Source organism: Pedobacter alluvionis (genome assembly GCF_003664035.1).
Taxonomy (GTDB): Bacteria; Bacteroidota; Bacteroidia; order Sphingobacteriales; family Sphingobacteriaceae; genus Pedobacter; species Pedobacter alluvionis.
The window spans coordinates 1026538-1046744 of sequence record NZ_RCCK01000011.1 but is presented as its reverse complement, the minus strand read 5'-3'; the positions used below and the strand labels follow the sequence as shown (position 1 = coordinate 1046744).

General features: G+C 37.5%; 17 protein-coding genes. 9 read left to right on the top strand and 8 right to left on the bottom strand.

The window, feature by feature from the left end; genetic code table 11:
* Positions 1-26: 26 nt before the first annotated feature.
* Together BCL90_RS12260 and BCL90_RS12255 are read right to left on the bottom strand one after the other, a co-directional pair.
* Positions 27-1100, bottom strand: coding sequence for an ATP-grasp domain-containing protein (locus tag BCL90_RS12260; RefSeq protein WP_121284254.1), 1074 nt, complete (start codon positions 1098-1100; stop codon positions 27-29).
* Between the two features lie 124 nt (positions 1101-1224).
* A complete protein-coding gene (locus tag BCL90_RS12255) occupies positions 1225-1932 on the bottom strand; it encodes an esterase family protein (protein ID WP_121284253.1) in 708 nt (235 codons plus the stop codon).
* Positions 1933-2111: 179 nt separating this feature from the next.
* Here BCL90_RS12255 and BCL90_RS12250 point away from each other — a divergent pair, with 179 nt between their 5' ends.
* On the top strand, positions 2112-2924 hold the full coding sequence (locus BCL90_RS12250) for an alpha/beta hydrolase (RefSeq protein ID WP_121284252.1): 813 nt from the start codon (positions 2112-2114) through the stop codon (positions 2922-2924).
* 132 nt (positions 2925-3056) lie between these two features.
* On the opposite strand, the gene BCL90_RS12245 is transcribed toward BCL90_RS12250, so the two are convergent.
* Positions 3057-3734 carry a TIGR02117 family protein gene (locus BCL90_RS12245; RefSeq protein WP_121284251.1) on the bottom strand — a complete coding sequence of 226 codons (678 nt, stop codon included), beginning with the start codon at positions 3732-3734 and terminating at the stop codon, positions 3057-3059.
* Between the two features lie 143 nt (positions 3735-3877).
* Between BCL90_RS12245 and BCL90_RS12240 the strand changes: the two genes are divergently transcribed.
* The 6 genes from BCL90_RS12240 (at position 3878) to BCL90_RS12215 (ending at position 11118) form a co-directional block, all read left to right on the top strand.
* Positions 3878-4327, top strand: coding sequence for a VOC family protein (locus BCL90_RS12240; protein ID WP_121284250.1), 450 nt, complete (start codon positions 3878-3880; stop codon positions 4325-4327).
* Positions 4328-4585: 258 nt separating this feature from the next.
* Positions 4586-6382 (top strand): translational GTPase TypA, encoded by a 1797-nt coding sequence (gene typA, locus BCL90_RS12235; protein ID WP_121284249.1) that lies wholly within the window; start codon positions 4586-4588, stop codon positions 6380-6382.
* Positions 6383-7038: 656 nt separating this feature from the next.
* Positions 7039-7965, top strand: a complete 927-nt coding sequence (locus BCL90_RS12230) for a lysophospholipid acyltransferase family protein (protein WP_121284248.1) — start codon at positions 7039-7041, stop codon at positions 7963-7965.
* Between the two features lie 83 nt (positions 7966-8048).
* A complete protein-coding gene (locus BCL90_RS12225; protein ID WP_121284247.1) occupies positions 8049-9239 on the top strand; it encodes a serine hydrolase domain-containing protein in 1191 nt (396 codons plus the stop codon).
* Between the two features lie 224 nt (positions 9240-9463).
* Positions 9464-10507, top strand: a complete 1044-nt coding sequence (locus BCL90_RS12220; RefSeq protein ID WP_121284246.1) for a hypothetical protein — start codon at positions 9464-9466, stop codon at positions 10505-10507.
* A gap of 44 nt (positions 10508-10551) precedes the next feature.
* A complete protein-coding gene (locus tag BCL90_RS12215; protein WP_121284245.1) occupies positions 10552-11118 on the top strand; it encodes a thioredoxin family protein in 567 nt (188 codons plus the stop codon).
* Positions 11119-11318: 200 nt separating this feature from the next.
* Here BCL90_RS12215 and BCL90_RS12210 read toward each other — a convergent pair whose 3' ends face one another.
* The 5 genes from BCL90_RS12210 to BCL90_RS12190 form a co-directional block, all read right to left on the bottom strand.
* Complete coding sequence (locus tag BCL90_RS12210) at positions 11319-11879, bottom strand: type 1 glutamine amidotransferase domain-containing protein (protein ID WP_121284244.1); 561 nt, start codon at positions 11877-11879, stop codon at positions 11319-11321.
* A 74-nt stretch (positions 11880-11953) separates the two neighbouring features.
* Positions 11954-12643, bottom strand: a complete 690-nt coding sequence (locus BCL90_RS12205; RefSeq protein WP_121284243.1) for a hypothetical protein — start codon at positions 12641-12643, stop codon at positions 11954-11956.
* A 3-nt stretch (positions 12644-12646) separates the two neighbouring features.
* The gene (locus BCL90_RS12200) at positions 12647-13393 is read right to left on the bottom strand and encodes a glycosyltransferase family 2 protein (protein ID WP_121284242.1); all 747 of its coding nucleotides are present in this window, start codon (positions 13391-13393) and stop codon (positions 12647-12649) included.
* A gap of 3 nt (positions 13394-13396) precedes the next feature.
* Positions 13397-14488 (bottom strand): PDDEXK nuclease domain-containing protein, encoded by a 1092-nt coding sequence (locus BCL90_RS12195; protein ID WP_121284241.1) that lies wholly within the window; start codon positions 14486-14488, stop codon positions 13397-13399.
* A 122-nt stretch (positions 14489-14610) separates the two neighbouring features.
* Complete coding sequence (locus BCL90_RS12190) at positions 14611-15891, bottom strand: glycosyltransferase family 4 protein (protein ID WP_121284240.1); 1281 nt, start codon at positions 15889-15891, stop codon at positions 14611-14613.
* A gap of 172 nt (positions 15892-16063) precedes the next feature.
* Between BCL90_RS12190 and BCL90_RS12185 the strand changes: the two genes are divergently transcribed.
* A complete protein-coding gene (locus tag BCL90_RS12185) occupies positions 16064-19261 on the top strand; it encodes a S41 family peptidase (RefSeq protein ID WP_121284239.1) in 3198 nt (1065 codons plus the stop codon).
* Between the two features lie 194 nt (positions 19262-19455).
* A complete protein-coding gene (locus BCL90_RS12180; protein ID WP_121284238.1) occupies positions 19456-20205 on the top strand; it encodes a class I SAM-dependent methyltransferase in 750 nt (249 codons plus the stop codon).
* The last annotated feature ends 2 nt before the right edge of the window (positions 20206-20207 follow it).

Sequence of the window (20207 nt, the reverse complement as noted above, 5' to 3'; positions counted from 1 at the left end):
TATATTGATTAGAATTTAAATCCCAATTATTTTTTTGCCGCTGCCTTTTTAGGCTTTGCAGGCGCTTTCTCTGTTGTTGCAGTTTTAGCCTTTTCAGTAGCGGTAACTTTTTTTGGTGCGGCTACTTTAGCAACATTTGAGTTGGCTATTAATGGTTTACCACCAACTGACGATTTGATGTATTCACCCCAGGTTAAATTGTCTTGTCCGTCTTTTTGTGCTTTAGCCCTTTCAATGGCATAATTTGCAGTGGTTTCTACTACCCAGTCAAAATTTTCCTGACCAACACTTTTAATGTCCGCATCAGGTGCAGGGTTACAGAAATCGATTGCAATAGGCACTCCATCGCGCACAGCGAATTCAACAGTATTAAAGTCGTAGCCCAAATATTTGCATAATTTTAAGGTGTATTCTTCTACTGTTTTAAGCAATTTCGGATCCGGTGATTTACCTTCTGTTGCATAACGTAAATGATGTGGATTGCGTGGATCGTACTGCATAATACGAACGTATTTGCCGCCTATACAATAACACCTAAAGTATTCTTCGAAAATAATTTCTTCCTGCAAAAGCATCACCAGTTGTTGGGTGCCACTGTGTTTATCAAAAAAATCTTCTTTATCATGAAGTTTATAAACATCTCTCCAGCCACCACCATCGTAAGGTTTCATATAGGCGGGAAAACCAGTATACTCAAAAATGGCATCCCAATCTAAAGGCATGGTGAGGTTTGAAAACGATTCCCCGGTTGTTCCTGTAGGATGCTCGCGTGATGGGATTAAAGCTGTTTTGGGCACGGGTACACCAATTTGTTCGGCCAGCGCGTTATTGAAAAATTTTTCATCGGCACTCCACCAAAATGGGTTGTTGATTACGGCAGTTCCGGTAATGGCAGCATTTTTTAACGAGGCGCGGTAAAATGGTACATCCTGCGAAATACGGTCGATAATTACGGAATAACCCAGTGGCACATTCTGAAATATTTTGTCTATTTTAACCGCTTCTGCGGTAATGCCTTTTTCTGCTTTTTGATTGATCCTTTCGATTACTGCTTCAGGAAAAGAACGCTCCTGTCCGAATAAAATCCCTATTTTTTTCATTGGTATATTTTAAGTTTAATTGTTTAAGCATTATGGTTAATTGCTTAACTGGTTAATCGATTAATTGTTTGATGATTATATCCTAAATCGACTCGGGACTTAAGATTGCCGACTTTAGACTAAACTAAAGCTGTGCAATATAATTAGGAAACATTTCTCTCCAGATAGGCCAATCATGATCAGCATTTTGTCTGATATCTAACCAGTGGTCAATGCCCTTCTTGTTTAAAATATCCGATAGGCGCTCATTATCTGGTCTGCACATATCACGGTCTGTTGTACCCAACACAATTTTCATGTAATGCAGTTCTGGGTTGCTGTTGTTTAAAAGGTTATCTACAGGATTATTAAAATAAACATCATCATTGTAAAAACCTTCCAGCTGGCCGGAGATATCGAAAGCGCCACTCATGCTAAACATATGGCTAACCAACCAGGGATGTCGGAAGGCAAAATTTGCAGCATGATAACCTCCAAAACTGCAGCCAGCAGTAATAATTTTACTATGCCCGGTTTCGTGCCTTGCCAAAGGCGCTACCTCTTCCAGTAAATACTTGTCGTACCAAATGTGGTTTTTGACCCTGTCGGCAGGATGGATACCTTTGTTGTACCAACTCAATTTGTCAACGCCATCAGGACAATAAATTTTGATTTTTCCTTCGTTGATAAATCCCTCAACAGAATCTATCAATTTGAAATCTTTAGTTTCAAAATATCGACCCATACTTGTTGGGAACAGTAGGACAGGTATACCACCGTGACCAAAGATGAGCATGTCGATTTCGCCGTTTAAATTCGGACTATACCATTTCTTATGTTCTTCTTTAACCATAATAAAAATTGAATGATTAAGGTATAAATTAAAATCTACAAAAGGAATTGTTTAAGGAGTAAAATAATACAAATTAAACGCTATTGTAAAAATTAACCCATGATAATTAATAGTTTACAGAGATTTGTACCTTTGCAGCCTAATTCTGAGGCAATAGCCACGTGATAGGGGATTTGATTATGATGTACACCACAATTTTATCGGTAAAAGTTAATACCAGTAACTTTAAAATACCCTCTGCTTACTTAAAGCATGAGGTAGAAATAGATATTTATACACCTGAAGGTATTTTAGGAAACGAGAAAATAGAGCTTCTTTTATTAAATGACGGACAGGATGTAGCCAAAATGAATTTCCGCCGGATTTTGGAAGAAGCGCACCATGGTAAAAGAAACCATAGGTTAATTGTTGTGGCCATTAAGGCTTCGGAAGAACGACTGATGGAGTATGGTGTTGCTGGGGTTCCTGATTTTAAAGGCCGGGGTGCAAAGGCTGACTTATACGCCGATTTTGTGATCAAGGAACTTTTACCTTTCGTTAAAAAGAAAATTGCGATGCCGATAACAGGCAAGGTAGGTTTTGCAGGATTTTCTTTGGGTGGCTTATCTGCGTTTGATATTGCCTGGAATAATCCTTCGGCTTTTGATGCTATCGGTGTTTTTTCGGGTGCATTCTGGTGGAGAAAAAAAGACCTGGCCGAGGGTTATACCGATGCTGACCGCATTATGCACCAGCAGTTGGAAAATACTTCTACCAAGCCGGATATGAAATTCTGGTTAATGACGGGAACAGAAGACGAAAAGGCCGACAGGAATAAAAACATGATCATCGATTCTATAGACGATACCATTGACGTTGTTAAAATCCTCCTGAATAAAGGTTACAAAAGACCAGAAAATGTTTTTTATTATGAAAAAGTTGGTGGCAAACACGATGTTCCAACCTGGGAAAGTGTAATGCCAGCCTTTTTGGACTGGGCGTTTGAGGTTTAGTTAGAACTTCGTAAAATCCCAAGAGGTCGTCATTTCGAGCGGAGTGCAACGAAGTCGAGAAATCTATCTTGAGATAGACCTCTCCATTCCACTGCGTTTCAGTCGAGATGACGCTTGTTATAAAAAAAATATTTACTCATACTTCAAAAAAATACCGGTATCAAATATCGTCCATAGACAGCTGCGTTGACCGCAGGATTTTAAAGCCGCATTTGCCCAGGTATTACAGGTTTTAAATATGCTATAACTTCCTTTGGCTTCATAAAACGCATCTCCAATATCATAATGGATGTTTGATTTCACATTGATCAAATGGCCTGCTGCATCTTTTTTGAAGCTATTTAAGATATACTCAACAAGTTGTTTGTATTGTACATGGCTAATCATAATTTTTTTGCAGCTGGCATCTTCCCCTATGTTTTTGTAATAAGTGATGTGCATCGCCGATGTGCTTAATCCGGATATTGCCCTTAGACCATTGCTTAGTTTAAGGTCAGAAAATTCCGGCGTTTCGAGGTAGAATTTTTTATCACCCCAGCCTATAGCCAGGAATTGATAAGTGCTATCGGCTTCAAGCGTATTTTGATAATTGATTTCTTTTGTCCAGTTGATCTGTTCGGTAACCGCAGGAACAACAATATCTGTGTGTACGCCATTTGTCATAATATAAATGGCAATTTCTTTTGGGTTTGTTGGATTGGCATTTACGGTAATACGTGAGCAGCAAAAAGCAGTGAGGAAGTAAATCCCAATCAATGCGATAAAAGCCATTAAAAACCTGCCTGTATATTTTAAAACCTTTTTATTCATTCCGATCTATTTGTTTACGATTAATACGCCAGCGGCATTTTTGGTAACCCAATCTGCTGAATAATTTTGTCTATCGATTTTATTGATGGCAGTATCGAAAAACATGATTTTTTGTGGCTTTAACTTATTCCTATCTTAACAACATGATAAAAGGATTATTTGAAACACATATTTACGTAGAAAACTTAGAAAGATCGATCGAATTTTATAGCAATGTTTTAGGTTTAATACAATGCCATTATGAAGAAGAACGCAGAATTGCCTTTTTCTGGGTAGGCAAACCCCGGGAAGCCATGTTGGGGATTTGGGAAAAACCAAAAACCGAAATTGATATCAGGCATTTTGCATTCCGTTGTGAGGTGGATGATGTGCTGAATAAATCAGTTCAATTTCTCGAATCTAAAAACCTCCAGCCTTATAATTTTCTTAAAAGTGGAAATCACGAACCTATGGTTTTCGCCTGGATGCCGGCTTTAGCTATTTATTTTAACGATCCTGATGGGCATGCATTGGAGTTTATTGCCATTTTGGAAGGAGAAGCGAAGCCGGAGCTGGGGGTGATTTCTTATTCGGAATGGATGAGCGCTAATTAAGGCTGATTAGCACTTGGTTTGAAAACATTAATAGTATGAGTAGCCGAGTGATTTAAACCCGATGGAAACGGCAGCTCCGAATTTTTTATGAGGACTATAGTGCACAGCGGGGCCGAAGCCAACCTAAGTGCTACTACAATTGCTTTTCTAATTAAAGATGAGATAATTACAACATTATCATAGCATTAAATAGCGAGCCATATAGTAGAAATACCATTTTTAAACACTATCTTTGCGCCAAATTTATAGGCGCATTTTATGCAAAAGATTAGAAATATAGCTATTATAGCACACGTTGACCACGGTAAAACCACTTTGGTTGATAAAATTTTACACTCTTGTTCTGTTTTTCGTGATAACGAACAAAAAGGAGAATTAATACTAGATAACAACGATTTAGAGCGTGAACGTGGGATCACTATCGTATCTAAAAACGTATCGGTACAATATAAAGACGTAAAAATTAACATTATCGATACACCTGGTCACGCGGATTTCGGCGGTGAGGTTGAGCGTGTATTAAAAATGGCTGATGGTGTACTTTTACTTTGCGATGCTTTTGAAGGTGCAATGCCTCAAACACGTTTCGTAACGCAAAAAGCTTTGGCATTAGGTTTAAAACCAATCGTGGTGGTAAACAAAGTGGATAAAGAAAACTGTCGCCCGGAAGAGGTTTATGAGCAGATTTTCGAATTATTCTTTAACCTTGAGGCAACTGAAGATCAATTGGATTTCCCGGTAATCTATGGTTCATCTAAACAAGGATGGATGAGTACTGACTGGCAGAAACCAACTACAGATATTTTCGCATTGTTAGATGCGGTTGTGGCTAATATTCCACCTGCACCAATTAACGATGGAACTTTACAAATGCAAATTACTTCGTTAGATTATTCTTCTTTCGTAGGTCGTATTGCAATCGGTCGTGTTCACCGTGGTACAATTAAAGAAAACCAACCGGTTACTTTAATTAAACGCGATGGCAAAATCGTTAAAACAAGAGTTAAAGAACTTTACACTTTCGAAGGTTTAGGAAAAATCCGTACTCAGGAAGTTAGTTCCGGCGATATTTGTGCAGTTGTAGGTATTGATGGTTTTGATATTGGTGATACCATCGCTGATTTCGAGGCACCAGAGCAATTACCGGTAATTAGCATTGATGAGCCAACAATGAATATGTTGTTCACCATTAACAACTCCCCATTCTTTGGTAAAGAAGGTAAATTAGTTACTTCTCAACGTATCAAAGATCGTTTGATGAAAGAAATGGAAAAAAATCTTGCACTTAAAGTTGTTGAAACCCAAGGCGCAGATTCATGGTTAGTTTATGGCCGTGGTATTCTCCATTTATCGGTATTAATCGAAACGATGCGTCGTGAAGGTTACGAGTTACAAGTTGGTCAGCCACAGGTTATCGTTAAAGAAATCGATGGTAAAAAACATGAGCCAATTGAAACTTTAATCGTTGATGTACCGGGTGAGGTTTCTGGTAAAGTAATTGAATTGGTAACCCAACGTAAAGGTGAGTTGCTGATTATGGAGCCAAAAGGGGATTTACAACATTTAGAATTCGAAATTCCGTCTCGTGGTATTATCGGTTTACGTAACAACGTATTAACTGCTACTGCTGGTGAAGCGATTATGGCTCACCGTTTTAAAGCTTACGAGCCTTGGAAAGGTGTAATTCCTGGTCGCTTGAATGGCGTTTTAATCTCTATGGATAAAGGTATGACTACTGCTTATTCTATTGATAAATTACAGGATAGAGGTCGTTTCTTTGTAGATCCAGGAACTGATATTTACGAAGGTCAGATTTTAGGAGAGCACATCCGCGATAACGATTTAGTTATTAACATCGTTAAAGGAAAAGCATTAACCAACATGCGTGCTTCTGGTACAGATGATAATGCTCGTATCGCACCTGCAATTAAATTCTCGTTGGAAGAGGCTATGGAATATATCCAGGCTGATGAGTATATCGAAGTTACGCCGCAAAGCATGCGTTTACGTAAAATTCTTTTAACAGAGCAGCAACGTAAAAATAACGGTAGATAGTACGCTTAACCCCTAAATCCCCTAAAGGGGGATTTACAATATAGCTTACTAAAGCCTCGATGTAAATCGGGGCTTTTTTGCGTTTTACCAATTAGTATTAATAATAGAGCATAACAAATTGCTGTCTGTTTTACCACTTGAGGCATCTAAGAACATCTGAGCTGGGTGTCTATTTCTAGTGTGAACTAAGATGGCTTAGGTGGTCAGAAATAGAAAAACAAGTTTGCTTTTTGTTTAATCAAGTCTAGGGCGAATTTAGGAGGTGTAAAAATAATTAGGAAAGCAATTTGAATACCTTTTTTAAAGTCAGTCCTTCTTTTCGCTAAATCCCCGATGAAACCTGTGAAACAAGCAAGTACACCATAAAAAAACAAAAAATAGTGCTTAAATCGGGGATACCGCTGCAATAAGGTTTAGAATCGTCAGGGCTGTGCTCATAGGTTTGGCTGTCATTAAGTGTATAGCCTTAGGATTTTAATGGGAAGAACAGAACTTGAGGTGCCTAGTTTGCCAATTGATTTTTAATCAGATCTGCCATTTTCTGTCAGCATTTTTTCATAAAACTTATGGGAATAAAAAACTAACAATCGGATGGCAATTAATTTTGCCCTCAGCTTTAATTTTGTGTCTTTCCAAGCAAACTAATCGTTCCCATCATGATTAATAAAGGGTTATCCAAAATGGGTATATTTTTATTAAATATGCTCTCGCTGTTTCCGCTATTTATTTTATATAGATTGGCAGATGCATTTTATGTGTTAATTTTTTATGTTTTTGGCTACCGTAGAAAAGTGGTTAAAGAAAATCTGGTTAATGCTTTTCCAGAGAAAACCACCACTGAACTTTATGCTATAGAAAAACGGTTCTATAAATTTTTGGCTTCACTTTTTATCGAAGTGATCAAAATGAAAAGCATCTCCAAGAAAGAGCTTAATAAAAGGGTGAAATTTAAAAATACCGATCTGGTAGAAGCCTATCTTAAAAATAACGAAAGTGTAATTTTCTGTTCATCACATTATGGCAATTATGAATGGGTATGCATGGCTATTGGTTTAAACTTTTCCGGCAAACATTACCCAATTTATAAACCGCTGAGTAGTGAAGCTTTTGATAATTGGTTTTTGACCATGAGAAGTAAATTTGGCAACAATATGGTGTCGATGCGCCAAACTTTAAGGGCTATACAGGCGAGTAAAAATGAACCGACCATGTTTACTTTTGGAAGCGATCAGGCGCCTTCAAAAGATGAATCGAACTACTGGACAATGTTTTTAAATCAGGAATCTTCCATCCAGTTAGGAGTTGAGAAAATAGCCAGAAAAACAAACCGTCCTGTTTTTTACCTAAAAATAAATCATTTAAAAAGGGGCTATTACGAAGTAGACTGTGTTCCGATCTGTTTAAATCCTGCTGAAACTGCTGAATTTGAAATCACTGAAATGCATACCCACTTTTTGGAAGATATGATCAAAGAAGCGCCGGCTTATTGGTTGTGGAGCCACCGAAGGTGGAAATATAAACCAGTACCGAAAGTTTCGAAAGTTACTGCCGAAGATCAGATTATAATGGATACAATGGCTTAAGGCATTACTTTGTTTTAAGTGAAATCTAATATTGTACAGCATAATTTTTAAATATTTTATATTTGGGAGTATAAAAGCTGCCGATGAAAATCTTCAAAAAAATACTCTTAACCCTGATATATTCCTTCTTTTTATTGCTTTTTGCGCTCCTGCTTTGGAAGCCATACCTCAGAAGGGTATTAAGATATAGAACGCCCAGCGCCGAAACTTATAAAGTTTTTCCACAGGAAGTTTCGCATAAAAGTGATTCGGCTTTTCATTTTATCAGACCTGTAAAACAACGGAACGATCTGGATACACTTCATGTATTAGATGGAAATAACCGATCCATTCCCTTAAAAGACTATTTAAAAAATGGACATGTCAATGTTTTTATCGTGATCAGGAATGATAGTGTTTTATATGAACGATACGATAAGGGTTATAGCGATAGCACCTTAAAGAGTATATTTTCAGGAGCTAAGAGTATGATTTCTATTGCTATTGGTCAGGCATTGGCAGATCATAGTATTAAAAGCTTAGATGATAAAGTAACACAATACATTCCTGAATTAAAATCGAACCCTGCCTTTGCGCAAATTACTTTAAAAAATCTCCTGGAGATGAAATCGGGGCTTGAATTTCAGGATGCGTTGGGTGGGATTGTAAAGGCATTTTTCTCTGATGAAGCCAAATATTATTATACTGATGATATGAAAGCGCAGTTGATGAAAGTTAAACTGGTAAATAAGCCCGGTACGGTTTGGGTCTACAAAAGTATCGATCCGATTTTATTGGGCTGGGTTTTAAAGAAGGCAACGGGTAAATCAGTAGCGCAGTATTTTGAAGCAAATGTGTGGAAACAGATCGGCACTCAATATAATGCTACCTGGGGGCTAGATCAGGTAAACGGTTTAACCAATACTGCCAGCCGGTTTCAGGTAACGGCGATTGATTTCGCTAAAATCGGGCGTTTATATTTGAATAAAGGGAAATATCATGGAAAGCAGGTTGTGCCGGAAGATTGGGTAAATCAATCTGTTAATATTGGTGCTGAAAAACCAGCATCCGCAAAAGGCTGGCAAAAATCAGCTCATCATTACCTTTGGTGGATTCCGCAGGAAGGGGACAAGGGAGATTATGCTGCTGAAGGTATGCTGGGGCAAAGGCTATATATTGATCCAAAAACGAATACCATTATTGTGCAGTTCGCCGATCATGGAGCAGGTAATTATCCTTACCGGAAAATCAGCAGGTATCTGAGTGGATTCCCATTTAGTTATCCGAAGGGTTAATAACCACTGAGAACACCGAGTTTTCACAGAGAAAGATGAGTTAAGCAGACTATTCGTTCGCTACGGACTCAGGAATAGATAATATTTCCATGTGTTCCGTGCTTTCGTGGCCAATATATTATTTCACATTTAAACTATCCTCTGTTTTCTCTGTGATATTTCTTCGTGAACTTTGTGGTAAAAAAATATATACATATTTCCATAAAACAGTACATTGCCACTACATGGAAAATAATGATGTAAAAATTTCAAAAAAGAAGCCGATTTTTCCGGTTACACCTGCTTTGCAGAAATATTTGCGTACTTATCAGCGCGAAGCCAAATTACCCATCAGTTATAACGACTTGATGCAGTTTAACGAGGCTTTCCCTTTAATGGATAAGTTTGGTAAAGATTCGCTCTGGGAAGGGCCGATTTATGCGCAGGATCTAATTGAAAGATTGCATGATGGTTTAAAGGAAATTTATGCAAATCTTAAAGCATCGGGTAACCTGCGTATTGTTGAACATAAATACATCGATAAAATAGAGTATTGTACTTTTGGCAATACCCATCCTTTCCGTATCCGGATTGTAAACCGTTTGAATGATGTTTATGATTACTTCTACATTAAAAAAGCGGATGCCTCTCGAATTTACGGTTTAGAGATGGAAGAAATCCTGTCACCAAATCAGGTAAATTATCTGGTAGATGGCAATACCTTGGTAGAAGAGCATATTGCCGGAATCCCAGGAGATGTTTTTACCAAAGGACAGTTGTATACACCAGAGTTTAACCCTACCCGTATTGCAAAAGAGTTTGTGAAGTTTAATGAGCGCTGTTTGATTATGCTTTTAGGCGACATGCGTGCTTATAACTTTGTGGTACAAATTACCCCCGATTTTGATGATATCCAGTTCCGTATCCGGGCTATAGACTTTGATCAGCAGTTTTACGAAGGTAACCTGAAGGTTTATTTGCCCCAGTTTTTTAAAGAGAATCTGCCTTATGTAAAAATGAGCATGGAGCAATTGACGGAGAAAACGGTACTCCAATACCAACAGGAAGAACGCTCGTCCATTGTACACCGGGTAAGGAGTGAGCGACACCGGTTAACTGATCTCCGCGACGTTTCGAACAAAGAAGAACTCACCACGCCGGAAAATATCGCTTTGTTAAAACAGGGCATGAGCGATTATTTTAAGGATACGAATTATCTTCGCTGTAAAACCATGACCGACATTATCGAACTGAATATTAAAAATATCATCAGGCAGGTAAAGCTTTAAGAAATAATTGGTTAAATTACATCTCAAAATCAAACCTTTATGTTATGAAAAATATAATTCTTTACAGTTTTTTTATTTTATTTATTAGTACTGCTTTTAAACCGGATACACCACCTGCAAGTGCCGATGCGATATTAACCAAAGCAATTGCCAAAGCCAAAAAAGAAAAGAAATACGTTTTTGTATTATTTCATGCTTCCTGGTGTGGCTGGTGCCATAAAATGGATGATAGTATGAACGATCCGGAAATTAAAGCTTATTTTGAGAAAAGTTACGTAATTGAGCATTTAACGGTATTCGAATCGAAAGGAAAAGAAAACCTTGAAAATCCTGGTGCTGCCGAATTGTTGAAGAAGTATAAAAGTGATGGTTTCGGCATTCCGGTGTGGTTTATTTTTGATGCCAATGGCAAATTAATTGTTGATTCACATCTCCGTCCCGAGGGAACGGGATTGGAAGTAAAAGGTCAAAATATCATTGGTTGCCCTGCTTCTAAGGAGGAAATAAAGGCCTTTACGGATGCGCTCAAAAAGACGTCTAAATTAAATGATGCAGAATTAGCAAAAATAACTGAACGTTTCAGGAGAAACGATCCAAAATATAAAGGGTAATTACAAGATTGTTTAATCCGCACTGACCTTTTTAGTGGTGTTGGATGTTACCATCCGACATTGAAAACGGTTCTGTCAGGTAATTCCATTTTATAGAGAATAAGGTAACATCTGACGGCACAAAAGAACAGGTTAAAATAAAAACGGCTGGCAATTTGCCAACCGTTTTTGAGTGAATCTAGAAAGAGCGTCCAAAGTTTTTAGGCGTGCTGCCCTTCATGAACACCTTCGGCAAATTCCTCTACAATTTTATCATTAAAAGCAGGTAAATCCTTTGGTGTACGGCTCGTAACCAAACCTTGATCAACCACTACTTCTTCATCAGACCATATCGCTCCGGCATTGATCAGATCCTGCGAAATATTTTTTACCGAAGTTAATTTTCTGCCCTGCACTACATCTGCATTAATCAAAGTTTGAGGGCCATGGCAAATGGCGGCAACTGGTTTACCATCGGCAAAGAATGTTTTTACAAAAGCCAGGGCATCTTCGTTAACACGTAACTGATCGGGATTGATTACGCCGCCTGGCAAAAGTAAGCCATTATAATCATCAGCATTTGCTTCTGCAATGGTTTTATCTACATCAACTTCTATCGACCAGTGGTCTTGGTCCCAGGCTTTTATTTTTCCACTTTTTGAGGAGATAATGTGAACGGTTGCTCCTTCTTCTTTTAACCTTTTAACTGGTTCGGTTAATTCTACTTCTTCAAATCCGCTTTCTGAAAGTACAGCAATAGTGCGGTTACTTAATTGTCCCATAATCTTTAATGTTTTTAATAGGTGATGTATTAAAGACAGTTGAGAAAAATTATTGTTTCAGAAATTTGAGATTATTAGAAAATCTCAATTGTTGTTTTCTTATCGAGTTCTTGAAAATAGAATGCATCAAAAATCACTCTGCTTACAATAGTTTTGATAAAAATAGCATCTTTAAAATTATCCAAACCATAAGTGAAAACTAGCGAATCAAGGTGTTTTTCCTCTTTAAAACCGATTGATTTAAGTACAGCCCTGGAGTTTTTATCTAAGATGTGCTGTTTTTTAAGCTTTTTAATATTAGTAACTGATAACAAAATTTCTTTATCCATGCGTTTAAACAATAAGGCCAATTTATTTTCTTTTTTCAAGTTGAAAATAAATCCTTCAATCTTCTGTTCTGCCAAATCAAATATAACATCATCAAACTCTTGCCCATCGTTAAAATAACCTGGTTTATAACTATTTAGTTGATCTAATTTCTGGTCAATCTGAGCAAGCATGTGAGTTCTGTACTCATTAGATTCTTCCAGCTCACTTTTTTTAACGAAAAAATCAATTGTTCTTTTTAATTGTTCTTTTTCTTGTGCATACGGATCAATTAATGATTTAATCAATGCAATCTGGCGTTGTATCCTATTTAGATTTTTAGAATTTATATGAATTGCTATATAATCATTGTCAATCCGGTCTTCTTCAATTATAGACTCGATTAATTTTTTTTCCTGTTCATAGATAGAGAGTAGCTCGTTAATTTCTTCATTCATAAGCTAATCATTTGTCCTACGGTGCTTAACAAAATATAAGGCTAAATTACCTGCAATGATAATATGATTAAAGATATTCGGTACTAAACCATAATATTTGGTGAAGATTTTAAACCGCTCTTTTAAACTCTCGCGGTGTTTTTTCTTGCTCATGCCACCAACCAGGTATTTGGCTACGTACCGGTGAACATTAACGATATTAGATGCCTTTTTTGCTGCTTTGATAATCCAGTCGATATCTGAGCTATATTTATAGGTTAAATCGTAAGGAGTAATAATGCTGCGGCGGATGTAAATGGCCTGGTGGCTAATGTTCATGCCGTATTTAAAGCTGGTCCAATCAAATTCCTCGGGTGCTTCATGCCTTCTGCGGCCAAGATTTTCCCAGTTATCGTTGTACATTTCTGTTTCCCCGTAGTAAATATCGGCACCGGGAGCAGAGGCAAAAACATCTTCTACTGTTTGTTCGTCATAAATCTCATCGCCAGAATTCATAAACAAAACATAATCGCCTGTTGCCAGGGCTAAACCTTTGTTCATAGCATCATAAATGCCTTTGTCGGGTTCTGATACGATTTTCGAAATCTGATCTTTGTAACGCTCAACAACCTGCAGCGTGCCATCAGTTGATGCGCCGTCTATTACAATATATTCGATTTTTTTATAGGTCTGTTTAAGGATAGATTGAATGGTACGTTCGATATCGCGAACGTTATTATATACAATGGTGATGATTGTTAATTTGGACATGGGTTAATCCATTAGTTTTTTAAAGGTTTCAGCATCTGGGATTAAACCTTTAAATGCTTTAGGTAATGTTGCGCTGGTTTTGTAAGTAGAAACACCCATTGCTTTGTTGAAATCGCGGAATGAAAATTCTACAATTTTGTTTTTCTTTTCTTTGCAAAGTATGATGCCGATTGATGGCTGCTCGTGTGGCTGTTTAACATATTCATCAAGAGCAGATAAATAGAAATTCATTTTGCCCAAATACTCAGGTTTGAATTTTCCGGTTTTTAGTTCGAAAACAACCAAACATTGTAAACGGCGGTTAAAAAACAAAAGATCTAAAAAATATTCCTCGTCTTCAACAATCAATCTATACTGGTTGCTAATAAAGGCAAAATCGGTTCCTAGCGACATTAAAAACTTTTTAATATTCTGTACTATTCCACTTTCTAAAACCCGTTCATCTTCCTCGTCAGTATCTTCTATATTAATAAAGTCTAATAGGTATTCATCTTTGAAAGATTGTAGCGCTTTGTTCCTTATCTCTTCGTTAGAAATCGTTTTTAAAAAGTTATTTGGTAAACTACCCGAATTGCTAAAAGATTTGTTTTTAAGTTGATGCTTTAAGGTAGCCAAGCTCCAGAATTCTGTAGCTGTTTTTTGGATGTAGTATATCTTTTCCTCTAAAGTTTCAGTAGCTTGGATTAGCTCTACATGATGTGAAAAGCTTAGTTTAAAAAAATGATTTTCAATTTGGTCCAACAGTGTTGGCCTAAATTCAATTTCTTCAATATCAATGATGGATAATTGTCCCTTTACCGATGGCTTAGTTAGAAAATATTCTTCCCAGGATTCAAAAAAGAACCTCATTCTTTTTATACCTGTAGCCGAGAATCCCCGTAAACCTGGTAGTTCGGCTTGTAAATCATTAGAAAGGTTATCAATAACCTTTGCTCCCCATTTTTCTTTCTTTGTCTTTTCTGAAATAAATTTACCAACCGTAAAATATAACAGCAAAAGTTCTTTATTTACTAAAGTAGCGGCTTTATACCGGCTCGATAAAATAGCCGATTTTAATGCCTTAATACTTTCAGAATAATTTGCGATGCTTTCCATTAAACAGTTTCAGTCGGTATAAATTTAATAAAGATTGACCAAATTTTTATTCATAGAAAAGAAAATGAGATTTTGCCAACCGAATTGTAAATCGAGCTGTACGGTTTTATTAAAATATTGAGTTATTTCGGCTGTAAATCAATCAATGTTTCGTAAAGATGGATGTGTTCTGCGGCAATAACTTCTTCCGAGAAATCGGTTAAAATACTCAACCTAGCTGCCTTTTGGATATCTTCTTTATTTGGGCGGTGATACAACCACTCAATTCCGTTTGCCAGATCTTCGGCATTTTGATACTCGGCCAGGTAACCATTCTGCATGTGTTTTACCATATCCGGAATCCCTCCTGTGGTAAAGGCAACAACAGGCGTAGCGCAGGCCAAGCTTTCCATTACGGTATTGGGTAGATTATCTTCAAGAGAAGGTGTAATAAAAGCATCGGCGGCAGAATAACATTTCGCTAAATGGTCGTCTTTATTAATGGTACCCAAAAATGTGGTTTTGAAAGGAAATTCTGGCATTTCGGCATTTTCTTTATTACCGAAAATAACCAGTTCAATATTATCTTTTTGTATGCCTGCCCTGCGCGAAAGGATTTCTAAAGCTTCGATCAGATAAGGCGTTCCTTTATGTTTGTCATTTTTTGAGGGCATAAAACCACTCATCAACACAAATTTGTCTGGATTGATCTTTAGGATTTTCTTGGCCTCAGATTTAACATAAGGTTTGAAAATTTTTGTTTCAATGGTGTTTGGAATTACAGTAGCTTTCCTGGTGCCCAATAAACTGCTGAACTTTACTGATGCCGCCATCCATTTACTCGGCGCCACAATATGAAAGTTTAATTCGGTATAAGCTTTTTGTTTGCGTAACCAGGTTTTATGCGAGATATCGTTCTTTCCACTGATTTTTAAAATCGGGCAATTACCACACTGGTGATGAAAGTTTTCGCAGCCATAACGCACATGGCATCCGCCGGTAAAAGCATTGCTATCATGAAAAGTCCACACAATCGGTTTTTCCAGTTCATCAAGCTGGGCTAAAAATTTAGGATTAAGAAAACCGTGGTTTACCCAATGTAAATGGATAATATCGGCATTTTTAACATCAGGGTGGTTAATTACCGAACGGCCGAACCATTGCAAACTGAATGGCGTTTTTACTGATTTGCTCAGCCATTTTGCATAATACCTTTCTGATAAGATATTGTAAACGGCTTTTGCTTTCTGCAGGGGCGATTTGCTGAAGGTATCAATCTTTGGGTTTTGGCCAAATTTATAGTAAACCAATACTTTCGAATCGATTCCACTTGCCTTTAGGGCATCACTTAAACGCAAACAGGCTCGTCCTGCTCCGCCATTTCCATCGTAGGTATTTAGGTGTACTACTTTCAAATCAATCAAAAATACATTTTATTGTTTACGAATATAAAATCTGTTGCGTAATTTCATCCTAATATTTTTTATTGCTTTTTAATTGTAGGATGAAGCCTTTGATGTTTGGATAATCATATTGAACTTAATGATTATTTTAAACAAAACGGCTTCAGGCATCCTAAGCCAAACAAAATAAATCATGATCAAATCCCTGCTAAAATCGCTTGCAACACTCGCATTTTTACTGCCTATTTATTCATTTGTGCAAGGTCAGACCTACTTTGCGGCGTACCCTGCTTTAACGCCCGATGCGCAAACAATAGTATTCAGTTACGACGGAGACATTTGGAAAGTTCCGGTAAAAGGAGGTGTAGCATCGCGGATTACCGCCATGCAGGGAGAAGAAATTAACCCAAAAATATCTCCTGACGGTAAGTGGCTTGCTTTTTCTTCCAATCAGTTTGGCAATTATGATATTTATGTAATGCCTTTAACAGGAGGTGATATTAAACAGTTAACTTTTAACGATGCCAGTGATGAAGTAGATAACTGGAGTTGGGATTCGAAAACAATTTATTTTACATCCGGGCGGTACAACTCCTTTTCGAGTTATAAAGTAGGCGTAAACGGTGGTACCGCTGTTCGGTTATTCGATAATTATTTCAATACCACGCACCATATTGCCGAATCGCCAACGGGAGAACTGTTTTTTAACGATACCTGGGAGAGCTACCGTTTTACTAATCGTAAACATTACAAAGGAGCTTATAATCCGGATATTCAATCATATAACCCAAAAACCAAAAGTTACAAACGTTATACCGATTACATTGGGAAAGATTTCTGGACGAGTGTTGATCAAAAAGGCAATATCTTTTTTGTATCGGACGAAGGAAATGATGAATACAACCTTTATACTTTTATCAATGGTAAAAAAACTGGTTTAACCAGTTTTGATACTCCCATTAAACGCCCTTTTGTTTCGGCCAATGGAACTACAGTTGTGTTTGAGAAAGACTATCAATTGTATACCTATGACGTAGCTTCGAAGAAAGCTGAGAAAATCAATATTAATACCTCACGGAATCAGGTATTGAGTAAAGAGCAGGAGTACGATGTGCGTGGTAACATTTCGGCATTTGACGTTTCTACTGACGGGAAAAAGATGGCATTTATTTCGCGAGGTGATGTGTTTGTAAGTGATGCTGATGGAAAGTTTATCCGGAAAATTACCAATAGCGGCGAACGTGCTTTGGAGTGTAAATGGCTGGCCGACAATAAAACAATTTTATTTAGTCAAACCACTAATGGCTATCAGAATTGGTTTACCATTACGGGTGATGGAAAAGGTGCTGTTAAACAGCTTACAAAAGATAAAGCAAACGTACGAGATATCACCTTGAACAAAACCAAAACCATGGCTGTGTATTTAAGTGGCAGGAACGAGCTTAAGCTCATGGATCTTAAAACTTTTGATGCTAAAACTTTAGTGACTGACGAGTTTTGGGCTATACAGAGCTCAGCGCCAAGTTTTTCGCCAAATGACGAATATGTGCTTTTCACGGTGTATCGGAATTTTGAACAGGATATTATGGTGCATCATATTAAAAACAATAAAACCATTAACTTAACCAATACCGGCGTTACCGAAACCGGACCGGCATGGTCGCCGGATGGCAAATACATTTTCTTCACCAGTGCACGCACCAAACCTTCTTACCCAACCGGTATGCAGAATTCGCATATTTACCGCATGGCATTGAACAATTACGATGAACCTTATCGTTCTGATAAATTTGATGACCTGTTTAAAGAAAGTAAACCGGCACCAACTGATGTTAAGCCTGCGATTACTGCTCCTAAAAATGATAAAAAGGCAAAAGCGGATACCGCCAGGAAGAAAACTGATGTTAAACCTACTCCAAAACCAGCAGAGGTAATTACCATTAATACTCAGGATATCCTTGATAGAATAGAATTGGTTGGTCCTTCGTTTGGAGGCCAGTACGGAACAGATGCTTATGCCAAGGGCGATAAGACCTATGTGTTTTATTCATCTAACCATGAAGGAGGTGCACCAGGACTTTACCGTACTACTATCGAACCTTTCGAAGCCAATAAAACAGAAAAGGTTGCCGATGGTGGCGATTATTCGATTATCTTATCGAGTGATAAGTTTTTCGTTTTATCGCGGGGTGTAATTAACAAATACAGTCTGGAAGGCAATAAGCTTGACCGCGTAGATCATGGTTATAAATTTACGAGAAATCTGAACGCCGAGTTTAACCAGATGTTTTACGAAACCTGGGTAGGTTTAGATGAAAATTTTTACGACGAAAAATTTCATGGCGTAGATTGGGATAAAATGAGAACACGTTATGCCGCTTATTTGCCCTATGTGAATAACAGGAGTGATTTGAGAATTTTATTGAATGATATGCTTGGCGAGCTGAATTCTTCGCACATGGGTTTTAATAGTGCAGGTGCAGAGGAACGTAAAAGCCTTAATTACATTACCAATGAAACAGGGATCATCTTCGATAATGAAAACCCTTTAAAGGTAGAACGTATTGCCGCTAAAAGTAATGCTGCCCGTACCGGGACAAATATTTTAGCCGGGGATATTTTAACAGAAGTGAATGGCGTTAAGGTAGATGAAAAAATAGACCGCGACTATTATTTTAGTAAGCCATCATTGGATCGGGAAATGACGTTAACCTTTAAACGCAATGGAAAAGATGTTTATGTAAATGTACATCCTGAAAGTTCTGGCACATTACGCGGAAACCTTTACGACGAGTGGATTAGCCAAAATCACAAGAATGTAGACAAATGGAGCAACAACCGCATAGCTTATTCTTATATGAAAAATATGGGTGGTGGCGAGTTGGAAACCTTCCTTTTAGATATGGTTGCACAAGAAGAAAATAAAGAGGCCATTATTCTCGATCTCCGTTACAATACCGGCGGAAACGTGCATGATGATGTGCTGAAATTCCTTTCTCAGCGCCCTTATTTACAATGGAAATACCGCGGTGGTAAAATGGCCCCACAGAGTAATTTTGGACCGGCAGCGAAGCCTATTATATTGCTTATTAACGAGCAATCTTTAAGTGATGCTGAAATGACGGCGGCAGGTTTTAAGCAATTAAAACTTGGTAAGATTATCGGTACAGAAACCTACCGCTGGATTATTTTTACGTCCGCTAAAGGTTTGGTTGATGGTTCTTCTTACCGTTTGCCATCATGGGGCTGTTATACTATGGATGGCAAGAACATTGAAAAAGAAGGTGTGAAACCCGATATTTTTGTGAAAAATACTTTTGAAGACCGTCTGGCCGATAAAGATCCTCAACTCGAAAAAGCAGTAGCAGAGATTTTGAAGGATTTGAAATAGGTTAATCGGGCATGCTGCAGAAAGATTGTTTTATTGCTGGATTGTTATATGGTTGACTATCGATCATAAAACAATTTTAGTTTTCTAGGTATTTGCCGAATAATCTAGCAATAAAACAATTTAACAATCTAGCAATCGAAACCTTTCAACTTTAACATACTTTCCGTTTCTTTGGGATTGGAATTATTTAAAATATGGCAAATTTATTAACCGACAGGGCTTTTTGGGTAAATTATTGGGAAAGTAAAAAAGGACTCGCGGTTCAGTTACCTTCCAGCTATTTATTTCATCAGCAACTGGCGGATGTGATTCAGAAAGATCATGTTAAAACAGCCATAGAACTAGGTGGTTTTCCAGGTTATTACGCCGTATTCCTAAAAAAATATTTTCAGCTTGATGTTACCCTTTTAGATTATTTTGTCCATCCGCCAGTTGTAAATGAGCTTTTAGCAAAAAACGGTTTAACCGAAAAGGATATCCACATTATCGAAACCGACCTGTTTAATTATACACCTGAGAAACAGTATGATCTTGTACTAAGCTGCGGTTTGATTGAACATTTTAATGATACTGCCGACATTATTAACCGCCACATTGCCTTTGTAAAACCGGGCGGCACTTTATTTATCACGCTGCCCAATTTTAAAGCCGTTAATGGTTGGTTCCAAAAGAATTTCGATAAGGAAAACTACGATAAACACAATATTAATAGCATGGATCCGGCTTTGTTGAAATCAATCTGCGATCAAGCCGGACTTAAAGAAGTGAAATCGGGCTATTTTGGTCGTTTTAGTGTATGGCTGGAAAATGAGAGCCAGAAATCTGTTGGCGTTCGTTTATTTAAAAAAGCTGTTTGGCTGACTGGAAAAGTATTTACAAAGATTATCCCATTCGAAAGCAAAAATCTATCACCTTATATTATCTTAGTAGCGAAAAAAATCTAAAT